This window comes from Paenibacillus sp. Y930 (genome assembly GCF_056786375.1).
In genome coordinates, this window is sequence record NZ_JBXCIX010000008.1 from 1 (window position 1) to 17,979 (window position 17,979).

The following is a 17,979-nucleotide window of genomic DNA, read 5'->3' on the forward strand; positions in this document are numbered from 1 at the left end:
GATCTTCGTGTTTCGCTTGTTATTAAGAATTTCACGGGGTGAAATTGTTAATGGCAGTTCTTACTCGTTGTTCAGTTTTCAAAGATCAATGTGAAAATATCAAAGCGTTTCTCATTTACTTATGTAAGTGTGACTCGCATTTCGTTTTCGTGTGTGCCTCACAATCTCTTGCGGCGACAAGAAATAATATACCATAGCAGCCTAATAGATTGCAAGCTTTTTTTATAATTACTTTTATTTATTATTATTCCTTCTATTATAATAGTGTATCCATGTTGATTACTAGCAACTACAAAATTACATATAATAAGATCATGCATAGTTCCTTTGGTTACATTTAAAAAGAGAGGGAGATCAACCATGGAAAACTCAACAAAACTTCAAGACTTGCTTCCTCATATTGATGTGCATCTACCTCAATGGGTTAAAGCAAGTAAATCATTAGGCCAATTAGGCAAAGTAGCTTCCTACATTCCTGAATTAGCAAAAGGTAATAAAGACGCCCTAGGTATTCATATGCTTGATGCTCATGGCAATGAAGCTAGCTTCGGAGATATCAATACAGTTTTCACTTTACAAAGTATTTCAAAAGTATTCACCTTATTGCTTGCCTTAATGGATAACAGTGAAGAGATTGTGTTTCATAAAGTTGGGATGGAGCCCACCGGAGATAGCTTCAACTCCATGTTAAAGCTTGAGCTCGTTCAACCTGGGATTCCATTCAACCCATTAATTAACGCTGGAGCTATTGCGATCTCTTCACTTATTCAAGGCGATTCTCAGCAACATAAGCTTGAACGTGTACTTCAATTTTTCCGTAAATTAACTTGTAATAACTCCCTACAATATAATGAAAATGTGTATCAGTCAGAATTACAATCTGCCGATCTTAATCGCTCCTTGGCTTATTTCTTGAAAGATAATGGCGTGCTTGAACATAGCGTAGATGAGGTGCTTGATATATACTTCCACCACTGCTCGATTGATGTTACTTGCAAAGACCTGTCAAGAATGGCATTAATTCTAGCTTATAACGGTATGGATCCGATTACCGGTGAAGAAATTGTACCAAAACGTTATGTGCAAATAGCCAAATCATTTATGGTGACATGTGGAATGTATAATGCTTCAGGTCAGTTTGCAATTCAAGTTGGTCTTCCTGCTAAGAGTGGGGTAGCTGGCGGGATACTTACTTTAGTTCAAGGTTCAATTGGTATAGGAGTTATTGGGCCATCACTTAATAGTAAAGGCAACAGCATTGCCGGTGTCGATCTGTTAGGGAAGTTGTCTGCGCATTACGATCTAAGTATGTTCTAAATAGAAAAACGTCGAGTAAGTAGAATTATTTCTACTTACTCGACGTTCTCTCTTTCACCAACAATAATCAATGCAATCATTTATAAATTTGTCTATGCCTCCAATATGATCTGCCCCTGTACAAGCTTACGATATAAACCATCTTCGCGAAGCAGCTCTTCATGTGAGCCTTGTTGCTGCAGTTGACCATCCTGCAATACAATAATTTTGTTTGCTTGGCGAATCGTATTCAATCGGTGGGCAATAACAAATGATGTCCTCCCCTTCATTAATCGTTCCAATGCTTCTTGTATCTTAATTTCTGTTACCGTATCAATACTGCTCGTTGCTTCATCAAGTACAAGAATAGACGGATTAGCAATCAGCGCTCTTGCGATAGCTATCAATTGCTTCTGCCCCTGACTTATTCCCGCTCCACCTAATTTCAGCTTAGTAGAATAACCATCCTTCAATCTCATAATAAATGAATCGGCATTAGCAAGCTTAGCCGCCTCAATCACTTGATCTGAAGTAGCATCCAATCGACCATAACGAATATTGTCCCGTATCGTCCCTTCAAATAAATACGGTTCTTGCAGTACAAATGCCATATGAGCACGAAGACTTTCACGCTTCATACTAGTAATTGGCCTTCCATCAATAAGTATGCCACCACTACTTGGCTCATAAAATCTGGAAAGTAAAGAGATTAGCGTTGTCTTTCCAGCTCCCGTTGGACCTACAAATGCAACGGTTTCTCCTGGTTGCACAGTAAAGCTAATATTAGAAATCGTATTTCGACCCGCTTCATATTCGAAGCTAACCTTATCAAATGTAACTTTTCCATCTATCTCATCAACAGCTGAAGCTGATTGCTCATCGATATTTTCTTTGGACTCATCAAGGATTTGAAATACACGCTCTGCACCAGCAATAGCTGATAATAGCGTATTCCATTGATTAGCAAGATCGTTCAGAGGTCTTGTGAATTGTCTTGCATACTCTGCAAACATTATGATGATCCCTACCGTTATAGTATCTGTCCATAACGTTAATAATGCCCCTACTCCCACAATTAACGCAAAGCTTAACGAATTGAGACCATTCATTAATTTAGGGATAAATCCAGAAATCACTTGAGCCCAATAACCTGATAATCGAATTTTTTCATTACGCTCCTGAAATTGCGAAATCACTACATTCTCCTGCGAAAATGACTTTATAATTTTTTGTCCTGATAATGTTTCTTCAACAAATCCATTCAATGCACCGAGATTACGTTGCTGCACTCTGAACAAACGACTTGTTCTACCCGATATCCAGCGCATTCCATAGATCATCAACGGAATAACACAGAACGTCAGCAGCATAAGAATTGGACTTAAGAGCAGCATAACGATGGTAATACCAACAAGCATCAGTGTACTCGAACAAATTTGAATAAATGAGCTATTCATAGACGAACTTATATTATCTATATCATTCGTTGCACGACTCATTAGATCACCTTGCTGGCGCTTAGCAAAAAAGGGAATCGGCAGCCGATGAAATTGATGGAATAGATCAAGACGCATCCGATATACCGTTTGTTGTGAGATTTCAATCATCCATATATTTTGCAGCCAATTCACCAGTGCTTGTAACCCGTATACACTCGCCATAATAACGAGAATATAGAGTAATCCATCCTGACGATCTATGATGTAATTATCAATCGTATAACCGACTAGAAAAGTTCCTAATAATGAGAATCCTGTAGCAAGCACAATCATGATCAATACAGCAATTAACTTCACTCGATAAGTAGCAAGATAACCCCATATTCGGCGTAATGTTGTGACCATCTGATCTGGTTTCCTCACTTTTGTAGGTGCACGACCTGGTGCGCCGCCTAATCCAAATCCTTTCAGCTTAGTAACTTTAGCACCTGGAAGGTGTTCTTCTTCTCTTGCTAGTAGTGAGGAAGGTGATTCATATTGAAAAGGAATCATTAATTGTTGCTTCCATAATTTCAACTTCATCTTCCAGTTATCAACTGTGCTGAGCTGATGTTCTGACATGCGTCATCCCTCCTATCTATCGATTGAGATTGATAGATCTTCTGATACAGCGATGAGCGAGCTAATAATTCATCATGCTGCCCTTGCGCGATAAGTTTCCCATCATCAATAATAAGAATCCGATCGGCCATCGCTGTCGAGCTCATTTTCTGTGTGACGAGAAATACAGTACAGCTTAACTGGCGAATGGCAGCGAGCAGTTTATTTTCAGTTTCGACATCAAGTGCACTTGTACAATCATCTAATAATAAAATTTGCGGCTTGCGAACTAGTGCTCTAGCAATACTCATTCTCTGCTTTTGCCCACCAGACAGATTAACCCCCTTCTGTCCGATAAGTGTATCGTATCCTTGTGGTAATTTAACAATTGTCTCATGGATTTGCGCCATCTTTGCAGCATTAATAACTTCCTCGATCGTAGCATCTCGTTTGCCCCATCTAATATTGTCAGTAACTGTTCCCGTGAAAAGTAGAACTTCCTGCGGTACATAGCCAATATTAGAACGAAGCTGGTGGAAAGAATACGCTGTTATCTGTTGATGATCTACCGTAATCATTCCATCATTCACCTCATACAACCGTGGAATCAATTGTAGTAAACTAGATTTTCCCGACCCTGTAGACCCCATAATGGCGAGCATCTCACCTTCATTCACTTCAAAAGTAATATTTTGCAATGTTTTAAGCTCAGATTGTGGATATGAAAAATTCACATTAGCAAAATTAATATACCCTGCGATAGTTTCAATCGGTTGCTTATATAAATCATCTTCATCTGAACGATTATTGTCGTTCTCAGCTACTTGAAACACTTCATCAATCCGATTCATCGAAGCCGCAGCACGTGAAATAGTAGTAACGATCATCGAAATCATCGATAATGCACCAGCAATACGCATCGCATAATTGACAATAGCTACGATGTCACCGACAGTAACAAGTTTTCCGGCAACGATTTGTTCGCGCGCTACCCATATGACTAGTAAAATGCAACCGTTAACAACAATAAGCACAACCGGCATCGTAAGCTCAGCTAGACGTAGCGTTGCAATCGTCCGATCTCTAAGTTGCTTATTCTGTTGCTCAAAACGCTCATTTTCATGATCCATTCTCACGAATACACGAATTAAGCGAACACTCATTAAGCTTTGCTGCATAACACGGTTCACATGATCGAGCTTATCCTGCACCAATCGAAACAGTTTATTATTACGTTGCATAACCCAGCCAAGAAATATAGCTAGTATCGGAAAAGCAATGAGTAAATATATTGCAAGGGAAGGATTAATAATAAAGGCCATCAACATACTACCGATAACAAGTAATGGCGCTCGCAGCATAATGCGCATCCCCATAAATACAGCATTTTGCACCTGCGTAACGTCATTGGTCATTCTCGTCATAAGTGAAGCCTCTTGAAAATGACCGAATGTATGAAAGCTCATCTTTTGTACACATTCATAGAGCGACTGCCTCAGATCAAACCCGAAATTTTGACTAACATGGGCAGAATAGAATGAACTAAGAATTCCGACGATAAATGCGAGCAGTGTCGTTCCAAGTAATATGCCACCCCACAGCAACATAGCGTTCATATTGCCAGCAATGATGCCATCATCAATTATTTTCGACATCATAAAAGGCTGCATTACTTCTATCATTAATTCAATTAGCATGATACTAATAGCAATACTAACAAAAAACTTATAGGTACGAAGATGGCTCCTAAATGTACGCATCGTAGTTACTCCTCTCTGAAGTGAATTCGTTCATTATATTTCTAAATGTCTTAAGGTAGAGATATATGAGAACAAAACACTTCTTATTCATAGAAGGTTTTGAATGAAATGTCTCGACTATAATTGCCAAAGCCTTTACCGAACAATGTTAATCCGCCGACATGATCTGCCTCTTCTCGAACACCTAGTGCGAGGCTCCATACATGCCGATCAATGACAATTTCATTAATCGTAATTTGAGATAATTTCTGACCATCTACCCATGTGCCGGCTTCATCCACGCGGATCACTTTCAGCAAGCCATATTGATTGACGGGATCACCCCACCATGAAGGTGAAAATCTTCCACGTTCAGCACCATAGTCACCTGGACTTGTCCATACACCGATGTCTGTACCATTAATTTGGAAGAAGATATCTGATGGCCAATTTTCATTATAGCCAGGTGCTTCCGAGCCTAATTCTAATGTAATCTCAATCGCTGTTATCTTTTGACTCTGTAATAAATAGTTAGGTAATTTGTATTCGAGATAGCCATGACCGAACCATAGAATTCCTGCGTTCATCCGTTCAGGTGTATAGAAGTAACGCGGATCATCAAATTGACCGATAACACGCTCAGGTGTCGATAAGCCGCAAGTTGGATGTACTTCAAATTCAGTATAATGTCCGATTGGAATAAGTACTTCATGGTAGCGCGTCGAAATTGGTTCGATGGAAGGTAGTTCAATAGTAATATTGGAATGTGCCAATGTACACATCTTATGTGTGCCGCCGTCCTTACGGATCATCTGAGTCGTAACTAAGCCAGCTTTCTCAAGCTTTTTCACATGCATTGTTATAATTGCACTACTAAGCTGCAAGGATGACGCGAGTTGCTTCACATTCATCGATTGATTGGCTAATAGATTGATGATCTCTAGACGAACTTCGCTTGCAAGTGCTTCATATAATGGTAGCCATTTGGCATCGGTATTCGCTTCAATCATTATACTCACCCTTCTAATACTCAATGATCATTGATAGCTTATATACGTTCTATCGTTCATGTTACCGTTTGAGTAGCTTCTTGTAAATAAAACTTTACAATAGTGGTGATTAGCCTAATTATTTAATAGAAAGAACTATTCATTTCATGCTAAACTATATGGATACAATGCTGTTCTTACTATTTTGGCAGTATCCGCCGTATTTCACACGAAGAATAGTAAGCTTATTACTGGTATTATCGCCGCCATTATTACCATTCCAATTACAGCAGCACTGGGCGCTTTGTTCATACCATATGGAATCTCACCATTATCTATGCCGTTCATTCTCGTTACGTGGATGTTTATCGCTGCAAGAAATATTATGCCAAAAATATAGTTCCAATAGATTGGAGTCAGTAAGATGGAAACTAAAGTTCAAGAAATAGCAGAATGGATGTTACATGAGGTTAAAGAAGTAGGCACGTTGCATCAAGAAATAGCGGTGACTTATATTGCCGAAAACTACGGAGAACAATATTTGTATATTAATGAAAATGGAAATCAATCGATTGATAAAGCAGTTAAGAAGCTATTCAAGAAAATGCATGGCGGACGCGCAGCTTGGGATCGCGATGGATTCTTTTGGGCTTGGACATAAGAGATCCTAGGAAAAAACCTTCATCCATATTTATGGATTGAAGGTTTTTTTATTGGAAGTCATATCATTAGAATCAATACTAATGTGGGTAAGTTATATCAATCTCCACGCCACATGGACCGCCATCAGCATTAACCTCTAAATCAACTTCAGTACCATCTCCTCTGAACAGCGGGCGATAATGATCGTTGATATGAGTAGCCGATGAATTCGCATAGTGGCATATAAATGCTCGGCGAAATTGATCCTTCGTCTTATTACGATACGAACCGTGGATCAGATTTCCATTAAAGAACAACACATCGCCTTTATCCATAATTGCTGGAATCGCCTTCTGCTCCTTCGGTGGCTTAATATAATGGGTAGTAAATGATTCACTTGCGTCAGCCAGTTCCGGACATGATAGCTCATAATCCCCGGTCTTCGGTACCACCAATAACCCGCCATTTTCTTCAGTCGCAGCATCAATTGCCGTCCATGCCGCAATACAGTTACCTGGCTCTACCTGCAAATAGAAATTATCTTGATGAAGCGCCTGTCCCCGCGAACCGGGAGGCTTATAGTAGAACATACTTTGGGCTGCAAATGCTTCTTCCCCATAGAGATCTGCTAATACTTGCAGGACTGGCTTATGCAGCATGTATCTCTTTGCAGTTTCGTTATAACGGTGCGGATGCATTACCCGAGGATATCGCTTCAATGGATCTTTCTCAGTTTCATCAAGAACCGGTTCAAAATATCCAGCAACAGTTGTATGACTTATTTCCTCGAATGTATGCTCAATCTCTTGTAGATCGTCCTTTGAAAATAATCCTTTTACAATCAAATAGCCTTCGCTTTCAAAACTAGTGATTTCCTCTTCCGTCAATCTCATCAATTGTCGATTCATTATCGATCACAGCTCCTCTATCACTTTTGCTAGCTTCTTGACATTAGATTACACTTTTTCGTATGTTAGAGGAAGTAAGATTACTGCTGAAAAGTATCGGGATTCTGCTATCGTCGATTTCAGGAAGGGGAGTGCCCATGTCTATTAAAAACCGTCCGACTACCAATAACGAGCTGCCTTATTCAACGATCATTAGTGGTCACTTTGATGAGACCGATACGTATTGCACACGTAGGCAATATGGTAGATCCGATTGGCTCATCGTCTATACCGTAAGTGGCGAGGGCTACTTTCGTACACCTGCTGGAGAAAAGCGCTGTAGCGTTGGAGAAATTTCCCTGCTTCGAGCCGAAGTTCCTCATGAGTACGGTACTGTACAAGGCCAGCATTGGAATTTCATTTGGGCACACTTTCCCAAACTATCGGAAATCGATTATTTACCCACCCATGAAGTACTTATTCATACTTTGCCCGACGGCTACTTACGAGAGAGAATCTATCATATTTTTTTGAATCTGCTTCACGATTCGCGAAATCGTTTTAGTTTATGGAACACACTTTGTGAAAATTCCTTGCGAGAAATCATTCTATTAATCGCTCAGCGACTGACGAAACAGCTCGATTCAAGAATTGAGCACACTCTTCAGCTGCTTTCTCACTCAATGAAGGAGCAGGTCAGAATTGATCATTTGGCTGCTGCAGTTAACTTATCCCCTTCGCGACTATCACATTTGTTCAAGCAAGAAATGGGAATATCTATATTGGAATATCTTAATCAGATGCGCCTCAAGCAAGCTTCTCTTTTGATCGAGCATATGGGTAGAACCGCTACAGAAGCATCACTTGAAGTTGGATTTAACAACTACAACCACTTTGCCTCCCTCTTCCGTAAAGCGCATGGCGTTAGTCCAAGAGATTTTATACAAAACACCAAAATTTTGAAAAAGCAAAAAATCCCTCTGCTTCCGTTTGATTCCCATTGACAACGGATGCTATGAAAAACACCTTCAATCCACATGTTGTGAGTTGAAGGTGTTACTATGAGAAAATTCCATGTGTATTGCTTCAAGAATCTTACAGTAGATTCACTCATTTACTGCACCTCATCAGAACTAACTATGAACGATATTGACGTATTGAAACCATAGAAATCATATGGAGGTTCTAATTCCTGTCCATGTATTCTAAAACTCGCACCAGCAGATATCGTATACTCGCCTTGTGGAAACTGATTATCATGCAGATCATCAACAAAAGCGATATAGTCAGCATCTTCGTCTGAAGAATAACCACCACTAAAGGAGTATTGATATTGGATAGGCTCGTTACGCTTTAAGAGAGTTACGACATACGGTTCCGCCATTGCCCCTTCAATATCAAGATCTCTCGTATGCTCCATTATACCGAATCCTACAGGGTACATCGAGTGCCCAATCTCTACTTCCTCTAGCTCTCCAACATAAGTGAGCTCCGCATAGACATCGATGAGCTCATTTACTGCATACTGCGTTTTTTCCGTATAAATTGCGAGTTCAAAATCGCCTTCGGTCACTTTTTTCTCAAGTACTAGCTCATCCTTAGTGAGCACTGACGATGCAGCTGGATTGGTTGTATTCTGCTGCCCAGTTTCACCGCAAGCTGTAAGCAATAACGAGAAAATAACTATAATAACAAGCTTTTTCATACAAGTAACGCCCCTCTCTTTTTAACTTAGTTAATTAATTAGACGAAGGACGTTCAATATAAGTTGCTGAAATTTATCTTACAGTACATGTTCAAAAAGCGGCTTTTTGAACTACCTCTTACAATGAAATAGGTATGAATTTTGCTCGCTCATTAGGCGTTTTATTAGGTCCATGCAAAGCAAGCATCGTTACACCCTCGAATGTTTGGAAGATCATACCGTGACCACCATCCTCGGAGTAGATAGGCTCTGGTTGATGTGTCCATGGACCTGTTACTTTACCTGATAGGGACTTTGCTAATCCTTGAGCATATTTTTGATCGATAAAGCTCGCCCATATCATACATAGCTCTCCCGCTTCATTGTTGAATAGATAAGGACCATCCGTCACATAATTTTGTGCAAACTGTACACGTTCATGCTTAAAGGAGGTTGGCCATTTAGCTTCAGATGCTCTAAAAAGAAGTTGTGGCTCCGATACAGCTTTGCTTAAATCATGGCTTAATTGAATGATACAAACCTCTCCATCCCCTACTTGCTGCCATTCATGACAAAACACCATCCAAGGAATTCCATGGTCATCTACATATAAGGAACCATCGAGGCAGTACCATTCGTGTGGAGTTACGACGCCGTCACTATGGAGCTCGAAGGGACCATATAGAGAATCACTCTTAAGCACTGCTGTACCTAACAAATCATTGTCACGTCTTCGGAATGTCGCGAACATATAGAAAGCACCATTATATTCATATACTTCAGGCGCCCAGAAATTTTTATCTGAGAAAAACCCTTCGTAATTGCGGAAAACTTCAAATGGACCCTCCCAATCTACTAAGTTTTCACTAACGTACATTTCAAAGCCATTTCCATCCTGCCATATATTTTTATCTGTTGAACCGTACATATAATACTTTTGCTCCTGAGGTCGCGGCACAATAAACGGATCACGAATTTGAATATCTGAAAGCTTCATGCGGAACTCTCCTTTCGATTCACTTCTATTTATTTTATCTATACCATCCAAGCTAACTGAAACTATTAATAGGTTGGTGTAACTACGCCTGACTGATGGACACATTGCCATTGTTCATCGACCAATATCCATTCCTCATTGCCACTAACAGCAACATTATACTTACGATCTCGGACAACTACTTCTCCAGAGATTGTGCCATATTGCATCCCAATCAAACTAACAATTTCTCCTTCTACATTAAGGACTGCGCGTAGCCCTGATGGGAAAGTTACGATTTGCTTTTCATCTCGCCATATTTCACAAGTTCCCTCTTGATTGACGAACTCATAGCGATGACCTTTCACACTACGTCGATATACGAGATTTCCAGTAATAGTCTCGCCATGATCCGCATCATATGGCAGTACTCCTGTAAACCATATCGTGTGCTCATTAGTCGGTAAAATTCCCGATAGTCTTTCAACAAAATCAAGTACACACAATATTGCTGGAGAATATATTTCAGTGAATCCTTCCGCTCCAGTCCATGGGCTTATCGTTTGCGCAAACTTGTTCATTCTTGTCATCGCCGCAACAATAGGCTGAATGGTCCATAGTTGCTCTACATAACGCTTATGATATTCAAATGCATGTGCTGCTCGAATAATAGCCAAAAAATTACTCGGACCTGCCCAGCTATTATAGCTAATTTGCTGATCAAATCTTGGATCATCTAATGCTATTGCAGGGAAAGGATACTTCGCAAAAAATTTTCGAGTATTTAGCAAATACTTACTTAGCATTCTCGCAAACATCTCATCATCAGCTACTTCACATGCTAGCACGCGCAACAATACATCGGATTGCACTCGCACAAATTGACCTTGTCGATCAACATCATAGAAGAAATCATCTACAGCATCATAGCAATGCGTGAATAATGCTTGTCTTGTCTGCTCAGCCTTCACTTTCCATGCAGCTGCTTCTTCATTCATCCCTAGCTCTTCCGCTATTTTTGCTAAGTACTTACGCTGACAATAAACATTCGCTGTAAGATCAGGCGCCAAAAACGGAAGAATTGGTGAATGTGGATTACATTTCGTAGCATCGTTCTGATGCGGTGTATCCGCTACATGCCAAAATCTTGGAGATAAATCATGCCCAGTATCGAAGGCGCTAAACGCTTCGATACATCCTGTTTGTCTAGTGTTCCGATAGGTCATTAACCAATCGTCGTACTTAACCATTGCATCATACATCGTTGATAGGAAACCTTCTGAAGTTTCATTCAACTGATAATGATGCCATACACAGCGAGCAAGAGGAGTAACAAGCTGAATTTGTCTATAGCTTGGACCCTCCTTAGTAATTTTGTACGGAAGCATGCCATCTTCTCTTTGGAAGGTTGCAAACCCTAAGTAGGTCTCTTCAGCTACCTCAGGTAAAAACCTAGAAAGTAGTTCATTGTTAATTGTTCCTGTGCTTTCAAGCCAGCACCCATAGTAGATGCCTCCCTCATGCAGAATCGGCTTTTCTGTAAGCGTTGGCTTAATACAAGCAAGCAAACTAGTGACAGCATGTTCATATACGCTAGTTAGCTTGCTTGATTGTGCTGTGAAAAAAACATCGCTCCCTTGCTTCCATTGTTCAAGTAATGACTTATCCTTTTCCTCATGAACGACATCATTTTGTGATGTAATATCTATTGCTTGAAGCTGCTTCCGTAACTCATGCATGCTTTTCCCTCCAATGTTTAAATGACACCAAGAAAAGCATCATAGCTGTTGCTTTTCTTGGTATTTATCCGTATTTTTAAGTTATTGTGTAATATTGTTTGCAATGATTTGCTGTGCATTAGTATAGATGCTTTCAACTGCCTCTACTACTGTTTTACGTCCAAAGCCAATTTCTTGGATAGCTGTTTTGCCCATTTTCTCAAATTCCGCATTTCCAGGAAGATTGTAGCTTATGTTGAATGGCTCTGTCTTGGTTGCTTCCGATACACGAGATGTATAATCGTAGATGACTTTCTCTACATCACTTGCTTTTTCTTGAAGTACATTACGATTCGCTGCTGTTACAGGTACACCGCGGTTATTACCTAGAATAAGTGCTGCTTCAGGATCATTAATAAAGAAGGTAATAATTGTTTTGGATGAATTGAATAGGATAAGTGCCATTACGCTAAAAGAAACAACGATAAGAAAATAAAGGTTATCATTAGTTTGAATTTTAATGATCTCATAGTTACGTTCTCCTTATATCTATATAAGTCTTATACTTTACGTTACCATATAGTAAAGCGCTTGCAAACAGGTGCAGGTGATTTGGTAATGTTGTTGAGAAACTTGTTAATAGGTTCACTTTGTCTATGTTCTTTGCATTTATAATGGATTTTTCAACGATCTATGTATACAAAAAGCATTCAATACACTACCAACGGTAATGTACCGAATGCTTTTTGTGAAAGTGAAATGATGATACATTAAGTTAAATAACGGAATATACAATGATTAGCGTGCTAAAACAGCATAGATTACTCAATTAAGATGTAACCGTTGTAGTAGAAGATGGAGTAAAGTTTACGACTTCCAACACAATAGGTGAACCAATAATAATAGAATCTACACCTGCAGGTACAGTAATTTCAAGTGATCCAACAGTTGTAGCACCCGGAACATAAGTCGAAATATTTTGCATTTGTAGCACACCGTTAATATATACATTAAACATACTATTATCTGTTGCTAAAACAGGGAGTTCTGTTGCGACTGCACCAGAATCATCAAAAAAATCAGCAGTGTCGATTGTTAATGTCGTTCCCGCAGCAATTTCACTAGTTGTTACATAGAAAAACTTTTCTAAGTTTGGATCTGTTGCTATTGTTGTCGTTGCTGTAATTGCTAGCTTCATAAGTTGTAATGCCATATACAAAACCTCCTCTCAAAATAATGTGTTTCTAGCATTATACTATTCGAGTTATTGTAAAGTGATAGGGCAAATCTTCTCGCTTTTCACCTATTTATAGTTTAGCTTCGCAGTAAATCCAACTAATTCTAAAATAATAGGAGTCCCACTTACTATTGTTTGCTCCGTTGCCATAAATTCGACCGCATTTGTATTTATGTGATACATTTTCCCCTCCTGCAAAACACCGTTAACATGTAAATTAAAATATCCTTCTTTGCCGAAGTTAGAAAACTTGTTAATAGGTTCACCACTGTCATCTACAAACTGATGCGATAGAATAACTAATCCTTCTAATAAATTCATATCCTGAGGTGCAACAAAAAAGTATCTTTTGACAATGGGTCTTATACTAATTTTAAGATTTCTTTTGGGGCATCTTGCTTTTCTCCTTTTAACCTTGCATATAACTCTGTATGCTAGTTTTTTCTTACAGCTTCTTATATGTCTGTGCTCTCTCTTCTCTGTACATCCTTTTTTTCGATGCTTCCAACAGCGACATCTTGTTTTACATTTTTGTTTGTAATATATGTTTATAACAATTTGACTCATTCTGACCACCTCGCCGATAAAGATTCATAGAATAGTTTATGATCAATTAGTAGTCGATGTATTGGACAATCGCCGTAATATAATCACATATTAAATAAAAGGCTATCTTTATAAATTTTCCTATACTGGATTCAAACATTTGATGATCGTACTTTCAGTTAGCTAAGGGGAATACTTAGCATTCGGAGCAGCAGCCTATTTATGTTTTGAATTTATTTGCGCATCATTATTCTACTACCTTAAAGCTAGTAGACACTTTCATCTCATACTCTTCCTTGTGATCACTTGTGATGTCAGTAAACTTCGCCCACGCAGTAATGACATATTCCCCTTTTGGGTAATGACCAGCAGCTAATTGATTATAGAGCTCCATATACTCTTCAGTGGAATCACCGAGAGAAAAACCTGAAAATTTGTACTTCTGTTGAAAAACAGTTCCGTGCTTTAAGAGCGTACTAAGTAACGGTTGGTCCATAACATAACCAAAACCTATATTGCTATTCTGCTCATGTAGACTAATTCCTATCGGTGAAGCAGCATGAGTAATCGTTATTTCTGATTGTTGACCCACATACTCTATCTCCGCATAAAGTTGTAATATATAATCCTTCATTCTGGATAACTTTGGTTCCACTCGGAAATTGTAATATTAGACTAGCCTACTCTATCAGTTTACAAGAAATTCATATTGTGTTAATGGTTACATGACATTTATTAGTTACAATTGCTATCATATCTAGTCCACACTAGCTTATGCTTTCGATGCACCTTTTCATTTTCGAGAATTCCCGCTTTAAATCAATGAAAAATTTTAAGGAGGATTTAAATGAATTTCAAACGGACTTTTCTTGTAACTGCTTTATCTGCGAGCCTCGTTATTCCACAGCTTACTCCATCCATCCAAGCGGCCAGCACAAATGTTGTATCAGGCTTAACTAGCTATGCTGGGCAAGGAAGCCTACAACCTGAACTGATCGCACGCTATACAAGTGGTGCTGGGCTAGATGAGGGCGGCACTGAAATTGTCGCATATGACAAACTAGGCAAGAAATTATTTTCCGTGAATGGGGCAGAAAAAGCACTAGATATTATTAGTCTTTCTACATTAACTAAAGATAGTGACTTCAAAAATTTGAGCCTTACGAAACGTGTAGCTTTGGAGGACATTGCTAGCGAAAAGCTAAACTTAAATGATCTAACTAGTGTAGCTATTAGTCCCAATAGCAACTATATCGCAATTTCAGCACCTGCTGAGCCAAAAACAGACAACGGCTATATTCTCTTCTTAGATACGAATGGCGAATATATATCTCATGTTCAGGTTGGTGCTCTTCCAGATATGGTGACCTTTACTCCTGATGGTAAATATGTTCTAGTTGCCAATGAAGGTGAGCCTAATGACGATTATACGATCGACCCTGCCGGTGGAATTAGCATCATCGATATTCAAAATGGACCTCAATCCCTTTCCTCCGATTCTGTAACAACAGTCGGCTTTGACAATGTAAATGCAAATGGAATTCGTATCGGCAAGCCCGGTGTTAGCTTTGCACTGGACGCAGAACCAGAATATATTACTGTAGCTGAGGATAGCTCGAAAGCTTACATAACACTTCAAGAAAATAACGCTATCGCTACATTAGATATAGCTTCAAAAACAATTACCTCTGTGAAAAGCCTCGGTCATGTTGACTATTCCACTGCTGGTCAAGCACTTGATGCTTCCGATAAGGATAATACAACCGAACTCAAAAACTGGCCAGTGCTTGGAACATTTATGCCAGATGCTATTAGTCTTTATAACGCAAACGGTAAAACCTACTTATTAACAGCAAATGAAGGCGATTCAAGGGATTACGCGGGTTACTCAGAAGAGGTTAGAATAGCTGACCTTGCTGATAAATTAGCTTTGAAAGCTGATAACTATGCTGGCTATACACAAGCAGAGTTAGATGCTCTTCTTCCTACTTTAACGGAAGATGACGCACTTGGTCGCTTAAAAACATCGACGTCTCTAGGTATTAATGAGGCTGGTCAATACGAAGCGCTCTATGCGTATGGTACACGCTCCTTCTCTGTATGGGATGCAGATACGATCGAGCTTGTGTATGATAGTGCGGATTCCTTTGAGCGTATTACGAAGCTAGCCGTTCCGAACTCATTTAATACGGATAGTACAGAAAATAAGACTGATTCCCGCTCCGATGATAAAGGTGTTGAACCAGAATCGATTATTACTGGTAAAGTTGGCGATAAAACTTATGCCTTCGTTGGTTTAGAACGTATGAGTGGCATTATGGCTTATGATCTTGCTAATCCAGAAGAGCCATTATTCGATATGTTTTTCTCATCTCGTAATTTTGCTGCATCTGGTGAAGCAGCCGAGGGAGATTTAGCACCTGAAGGGATGAGCTTTGTAGCTGCAGAGAATAGCCCAACAGGTCAAGCTTTACTCATTGTCGCACATGAAGTCAGTGGTACGATTGCGGTATATGAGCTTACTCCATCAGAGCAAACACGTATTCAAGTCATTCATACCAATGATATTCACTCCCGCGTTTATGAGGATGGTGGAATGGGATATGCGAAGGTTGCGGCGATTGTAGACGCTTATCGCAAACTAAATCCAAATACTATTGTACTTGATGGTGGTGATACCCTTCATGGGCAAACCTACTCCACTCTAGTGGAAGGCTCCAGCATTATTGATATTATGAATGAAATTGGCTATACAGCTATGACCAGTGGGAATCACGACTACAATTATGGTTTCGATCGTCTAGTTGAACTTACTGAGTCTGCTGATTATCCGATTCTAGCTGCAAATGTGAAAAATGCCGATGGCTCTTATGTGCTTGAACCTTACGTCATAAAAGAAATTAATAATCTAAAAGTAGGAATTTTCGGATTAGCAACACCAGAGACGTTATACAAAACTCATCCTAATAATGTGGAAGGATTAAGTTTTATCTCACCCGTGCAAGCTTCTAAGGAAATGGTTGCTACATTAGAGGGTAAAACAGATATTATTATTGCAGTTGCTCATTTGGGAACAGATGGCTCTACCCTTGATGAAAACCGCTCCGATTATATTTTAACGCAGGTGGACGGTATCGATCTATTCGTTGATGGACATAGCCATCAGGTTGTCTCGCGCGTTATTAATGACACATTACTTGTACAAGACGGCGAGTACGCTGAACAAGTTGGTATCGTAACGCTTGTTCTCGAGGATGGTAAAATTGTAGATAAAACCTCTCAATTTATTACTGCTCAAGATGCTGCAACTATGGCTGCTAACAAAGAGGTAGAAAAACTTATTGAAAAAACCTCAAATGGTCAAAAGGCTCTTCTCGATCAAGTGATCGGTCAATCCTCTGTCAAATTAGAAGGTGAACGCGAGGTTGTCCGTACAGGAGAATCTAACCTTGGTAATCTAATTGCAGATGCAATGCTTGATGTAACGGGAGCTGATGTTTCCTTAACGAATGGTGGCGGCATTCGCGCTTCGATTGATGCTGGTGAGATTACCAAAGGTGAAGTCATTACCGTCCTTCCTTTCGGCAACTATATCGTGACGATCGAGGTAACAGGTGCAGAGCTATTAGCAGCACTTGAAGTTGGTGCAACTGGCTATCCATCCGCTCATGGCGCCTTTGCACATGTAGGTGGCGTTTCGTATAAAATTGATGATACGAAGGAAGCGGGACAGCGAGTGCATAGCGTGAAACTTAACGATGCAGCACTTAAACTAGATCAAACCTATCTGCTTGCAACAAATGACTTTATCGCAGCAGGTGGAGATCAGTACTCGATGTTCGTTGATAATAAAATTATTAATAACGCTGCAGCTTTAGATGAAGCGCTAATCTCTTACATTCAAAAGCTTGGAAACATTAATACAGTAACAGAAGGTCGTATTATTGCGGAGAAGAATTCTACATCAGGTCAGACTAGCTCAACTGAGAGCAATAATACTGGAACAAAAGAACCTTCTAAACCGCAAGACAATCAAGTAACTAATACTACCGTTGATACTTATATCGTTCAAACAAACGATAACTTAACTAAAATTGCCAAACGCTACAACACGACTTGGCAGGAGCTGCAAAAATTGAATAAACTGAAAAATGCTAACCTAATCTATCCAGGACAAGAGCTTATCGTTCCAGCTAAATAAATTAAGAAAAAGCCTTCTCGGTCAG

Annotated in this window: 15 protein-coding genes and 1 pseudogene; 5 read left to right on the forward strand and 11 right to left on the reverse strand. The window is 39.5% G+C overall.

The features are described 5' to 3' along the window. Positions 1 to 360 precede the first annotated feature (360 nt). A complete protein-coding gene (gene glsA / locus AC1TO5_RS18550) occupies positions 361 to 1,317 on the forward strand; it encodes a glutaminase A (RefSeq protein WP_482064334.1) in 957 nt (318 codons plus the stop codon). 92 nt (positions 1,318 to 1,409) lie between these two features. Here glsA and AC1TO5_RS18555 read toward each other — a convergent pair whose 3' ends face one another. The 3 genes from AC1TO5_RS18555 to AC1TO5_RS18565 form a co-directional block, all read right to left on the reverse strand. Continuing rightward, positions 1,410 to 3,356 (reverse strand): ABC transporter ATP-binding protein, encoded by a 1,947-nt coding sequence (locus AC1TO5_RS18555; RefSeq protein WP_482064335.1) that lies wholly within the window; start codon positions 3,354 to 3,356, stop codon positions 1,410 to 1,412. Continuing rightward, positions 3,314 to 5,095, reverse strand: a complete 1,782-nt coding sequence (locus AC1TO5_RS18560) for an ABC transporter ATP-binding protein (protein WP_482064336.1) — start codon at positions 5,093 to 5,095, stop codon at positions 3,314 to 3,316. Before AC1TO5_RS18560 ends, AC1TO5_RS18555 begins: the two co-directional genes overlap by 43 nt. Before the next feature lie 83 nt (positions 5,096 to 5,178). After that, positions 5,179 to 6,084 carry an ArsR/SmtB family transcription factor gene (locus tag AC1TO5_RS18565; RefSeq protein ID WP_482064337.1) on the reverse strand — a complete coding sequence of 302 codons (906 nt, stop codon included), beginning with the start codon at positions 6,082 to 6,084 and terminating at the stop codon, positions 5,179 to 5,181. A 145-nt stretch (positions 6,085 to 6,229) separates the two neighbouring features. Between AC1TO5_RS18565 and AC1TO5_RS18570 the strand changes: the two are divergent. Together AC1TO5_RS18570 and AC1TO5_RS18575 are read left to right on the forward strand one after the other, a co-directional pair. Beyond that, positions 6,230 to 6,463, forward strand: a pseudogene (locus tag AC1TO5_RS18570) (urea transporter); the annotation flags it as partial. Between the two features lie 24 nt (positions 6,464 to 6,487). Then, positions 6,488 to 6,724, forward strand: a complete 237-nt coding sequence (locus AC1TO5_RS18575; RefSeq protein WP_482064338.1) for a DUF6953 family protein — start codon at positions 6,488 to 6,490, stop codon at positions 6,722 to 6,724. 79 nt (positions 6,725 to 6,803) lie between these two features. Here AC1TO5_RS18575 and AC1TO5_RS18580 read toward each other — a convergent pair whose 3' ends face one another. Beyond that, on the reverse strand, positions 6,804 to 7,613 hold the full coding sequence (locus tag AC1TO5_RS18580; protein ID WP_482064339.1) for a phytanoyl-CoA dioxygenase family protein: 810 nt from the start codon (positions 7,611 to 7,613) through the stop codon (positions 6,804 to 6,806). A 137-nt stretch (positions 7,614 to 7,750) separates the two neighbouring features. Between AC1TO5_RS18580 and AC1TO5_RS18585 the strand changes: the two genes are divergently transcribed. Continuing rightward, on the forward strand, positions 7,751 to 8,596 hold the full coding sequence (locus AC1TO5_RS18585; RefSeq protein WP_482064340.1) for a helix-turn-helix domain-containing protein: 846 nt from the start codon (positions 7,751 to 7,753) through the stop codon (positions 8,594 to 8,596). 110 nt (positions 8,597 to 8,706) lie between these two features. On the opposite strand, the gene AC1TO5_RS18590 is transcribed toward AC1TO5_RS18585, so the two are convergent. From AC1TO5_RS18590 to AC1TO5_RS18620, 7 genes are all read right to left on the reverse strand, one after another. Continuing rightward, entirely contained in the window at positions 8,707 to 9,297 is a 591-nt protein-coding gene (locus AC1TO5_RS18590) for a hypothetical protein (RefSeq protein WP_482064341.1), read from the reverse strand. A gap of 118 nt (positions 9,298 to 9,415) precedes the next feature. Further along, positions 9,416 to 10,273 (reverse strand): glycoside hydrolase family 43 protein, encoded by an 858-nt coding sequence (locus tag AC1TO5_RS18595; protein ID WP_482064342.1) that lies wholly within the window; start codon positions 10,271 to 10,273, stop codon positions 9,416 to 9,418. A 65-nt stretch (positions 10,274 to 10,338) separates the two neighbouring features. Further along, positions 10,339 to 11,991 carry an MGH1-like glycoside hydrolase domain-containing protein gene (locus AC1TO5_RS18600; RefSeq protein WP_482064343.1) on the reverse strand — a complete coding sequence of 551 codons (1,653 nt, stop codon included), beginning with the start codon at positions 11,989 to 11,991 and terminating at the stop codon, positions 10,339 to 10,341. A gap of 81 nt (positions 11,992 to 12,072) precedes the next feature. After that, positions 12,073 to 12,435, reverse strand: coding sequence for a hypothetical protein (locus tag AC1TO5_RS18605; RefSeq protein ID WP_482064344.1), 363 nt, complete (start codon positions 12,433 to 12,435; stop codon positions 12,073 to 12,075). A 364-nt stretch (positions 12,436 to 12,799) separates the two neighbouring features. Then, on the reverse strand, positions 12,800 to 13,183 hold the full coding sequence (locus AC1TO5_RS18610; RefSeq protein WP_482064345.1) for a DUF4183 domain-containing protein: 384 nt from the start codon (positions 13,181 to 13,183) through the stop codon (positions 12,800 to 12,802). Positions 13,184 to 13,273: 90 nt separating this feature from the next. After that, positions 13,274 to 13,774, reverse strand: a complete 501-nt coding sequence (locus tag AC1TO5_RS18615; RefSeq protein ID WP_482064346.1) for a DUF4183 domain-containing protein — start codon at positions 13,772 to 13,774, stop codon at positions 13,274 to 13,276. A 226-nt stretch (positions 13,775 to 14,000) separates the two neighbouring features. Next, positions 14,001 to 14,345, reverse strand: a complete 345-nt coding sequence (locus AC1TO5_RS18620) for a hypothetical protein (protein ID WP_482064347.1) — start codon at positions 14,343 to 14,345, stop codon at positions 14,001 to 14,003. Between the two features lie 255 nt (positions 14,346 to 14,600). Here AC1TO5_RS18620 and AC1TO5_RS18625 point away from each other — a divergent pair, with 255 nt between their 5' ends. Then, positions 14,601 to 17,954, forward strand: coding sequence for a choice-of-anchor I family protein (locus AC1TO5_RS18625; RefSeq protein ID WP_482064348.1), 3,354 nt, complete (start codon positions 14,601 to 14,603; stop codon positions 17,952 to 17,954). Positions 17,955 to 17,979: the final 25 nt, after the last annotated feature.

What these genes read in the sequence shown, in the direction of transcription:
- glsA (WP_482064334.1), top strand. Translation starts at nt 361, where the DNA reads ATGGAAAACTCAACAAAACTTCAAGACTTGCTTCCTCATATTGATGTG.
- AC1TO5_RS18555 (WP_482064335.1), bottom strand. Translation starts at nt 3,356, where the DNA reads ATGTCAGAACATCAGCTCAGCACAGTTGATAACTGGAAGATGAAGTTG.
- AC1TO5_RS18560 (WP_482064336.1), bottom strand. Translation starts at nt 5,095, where the DNA reads ATGCGTACATTTAGGAGCCATCTTCGTACCTATAAGTTTTTTGTTAGT.
- AC1TO5_RS18565 (WP_482064337.1), bottom strand. Translation starts at nt 6,084, where the DNA reads ATGATTGAAGCGAATACCGATGCCAAATGGCTACCATTATATGAAGCA.
- AC1TO5_RS18575 (WP_482064338.1), top strand. Translation starts at nt 6,488, where the DNA reads ATGGAAACTAAAGTTCAAGAAATAGCAGAATGGATGTTACATGAGGTT.
- AC1TO5_RS18580 (WP_482064339.1), bottom strand. Translation starts at nt 7,613, where the DNA reads ATGAATCGACAATTGATGAGATTGACGGAAGAGGAAATCACTAGTTTT.
- AC1TO5_RS18585 (WP_482064340.1), top strand. Translation starts at nt 7,751, where the DNA reads ATGTCTATTAAAAACCGTCCGACTACCAATAACGAGCTGCCTTATTCA.
- AC1TO5_RS18590 (WP_482064341.1), bottom strand. Translation starts at nt 9,297, where the DNA reads ATGAAAAAGCTTGTTATTATAGTTATTTTCTCGTTATTGCTTACAGCT.
- AC1TO5_RS18595 (WP_482064342.1), bottom strand. Translation starts at nt 10,273, where the DNA reads ATGAAGCTTTCAGATATTCAAATTCGTGATCCGTTTATTGTGCCGCGA.
- AC1TO5_RS18600 (WP_482064343.1), bottom strand. Translation starts at nt 11,991, where the DNA reads ATGCATGAGTTACGGAAGCAGCTTCAAGCAATAGATATTACATCACAA.
- AC1TO5_RS18605 (WP_482064344.1), bottom strand. Translation starts at nt 12,435, where the DNA reads ATGGCACTTATCCTATTCAATTCATCCAAAACAATTATTACCTTCTTT.
- AC1TO5_RS18610 (WP_482064345.1), bottom strand. Translation starts at nt 13,183, where the DNA reads ATGGCATTACAACTTATGAAGCTAGCAATTACAGCAACGACAACAATA.
- AC1TO5_RS18615 (WP_482064346.1), bottom strand. Translation starts at nt 13,774, where the DNA reads ATGAGTCAAATTGTTATAAACATATATTACAAACAAAAATGTAAAACA.
- AC1TO5_RS18625 (WP_482064348.1), top strand. Translation starts at nt 14,601, where the DNA reads ATGAATTTCAAACGGACTTTTCTTGTAACTGCTTTATCTGCGAGCCTC.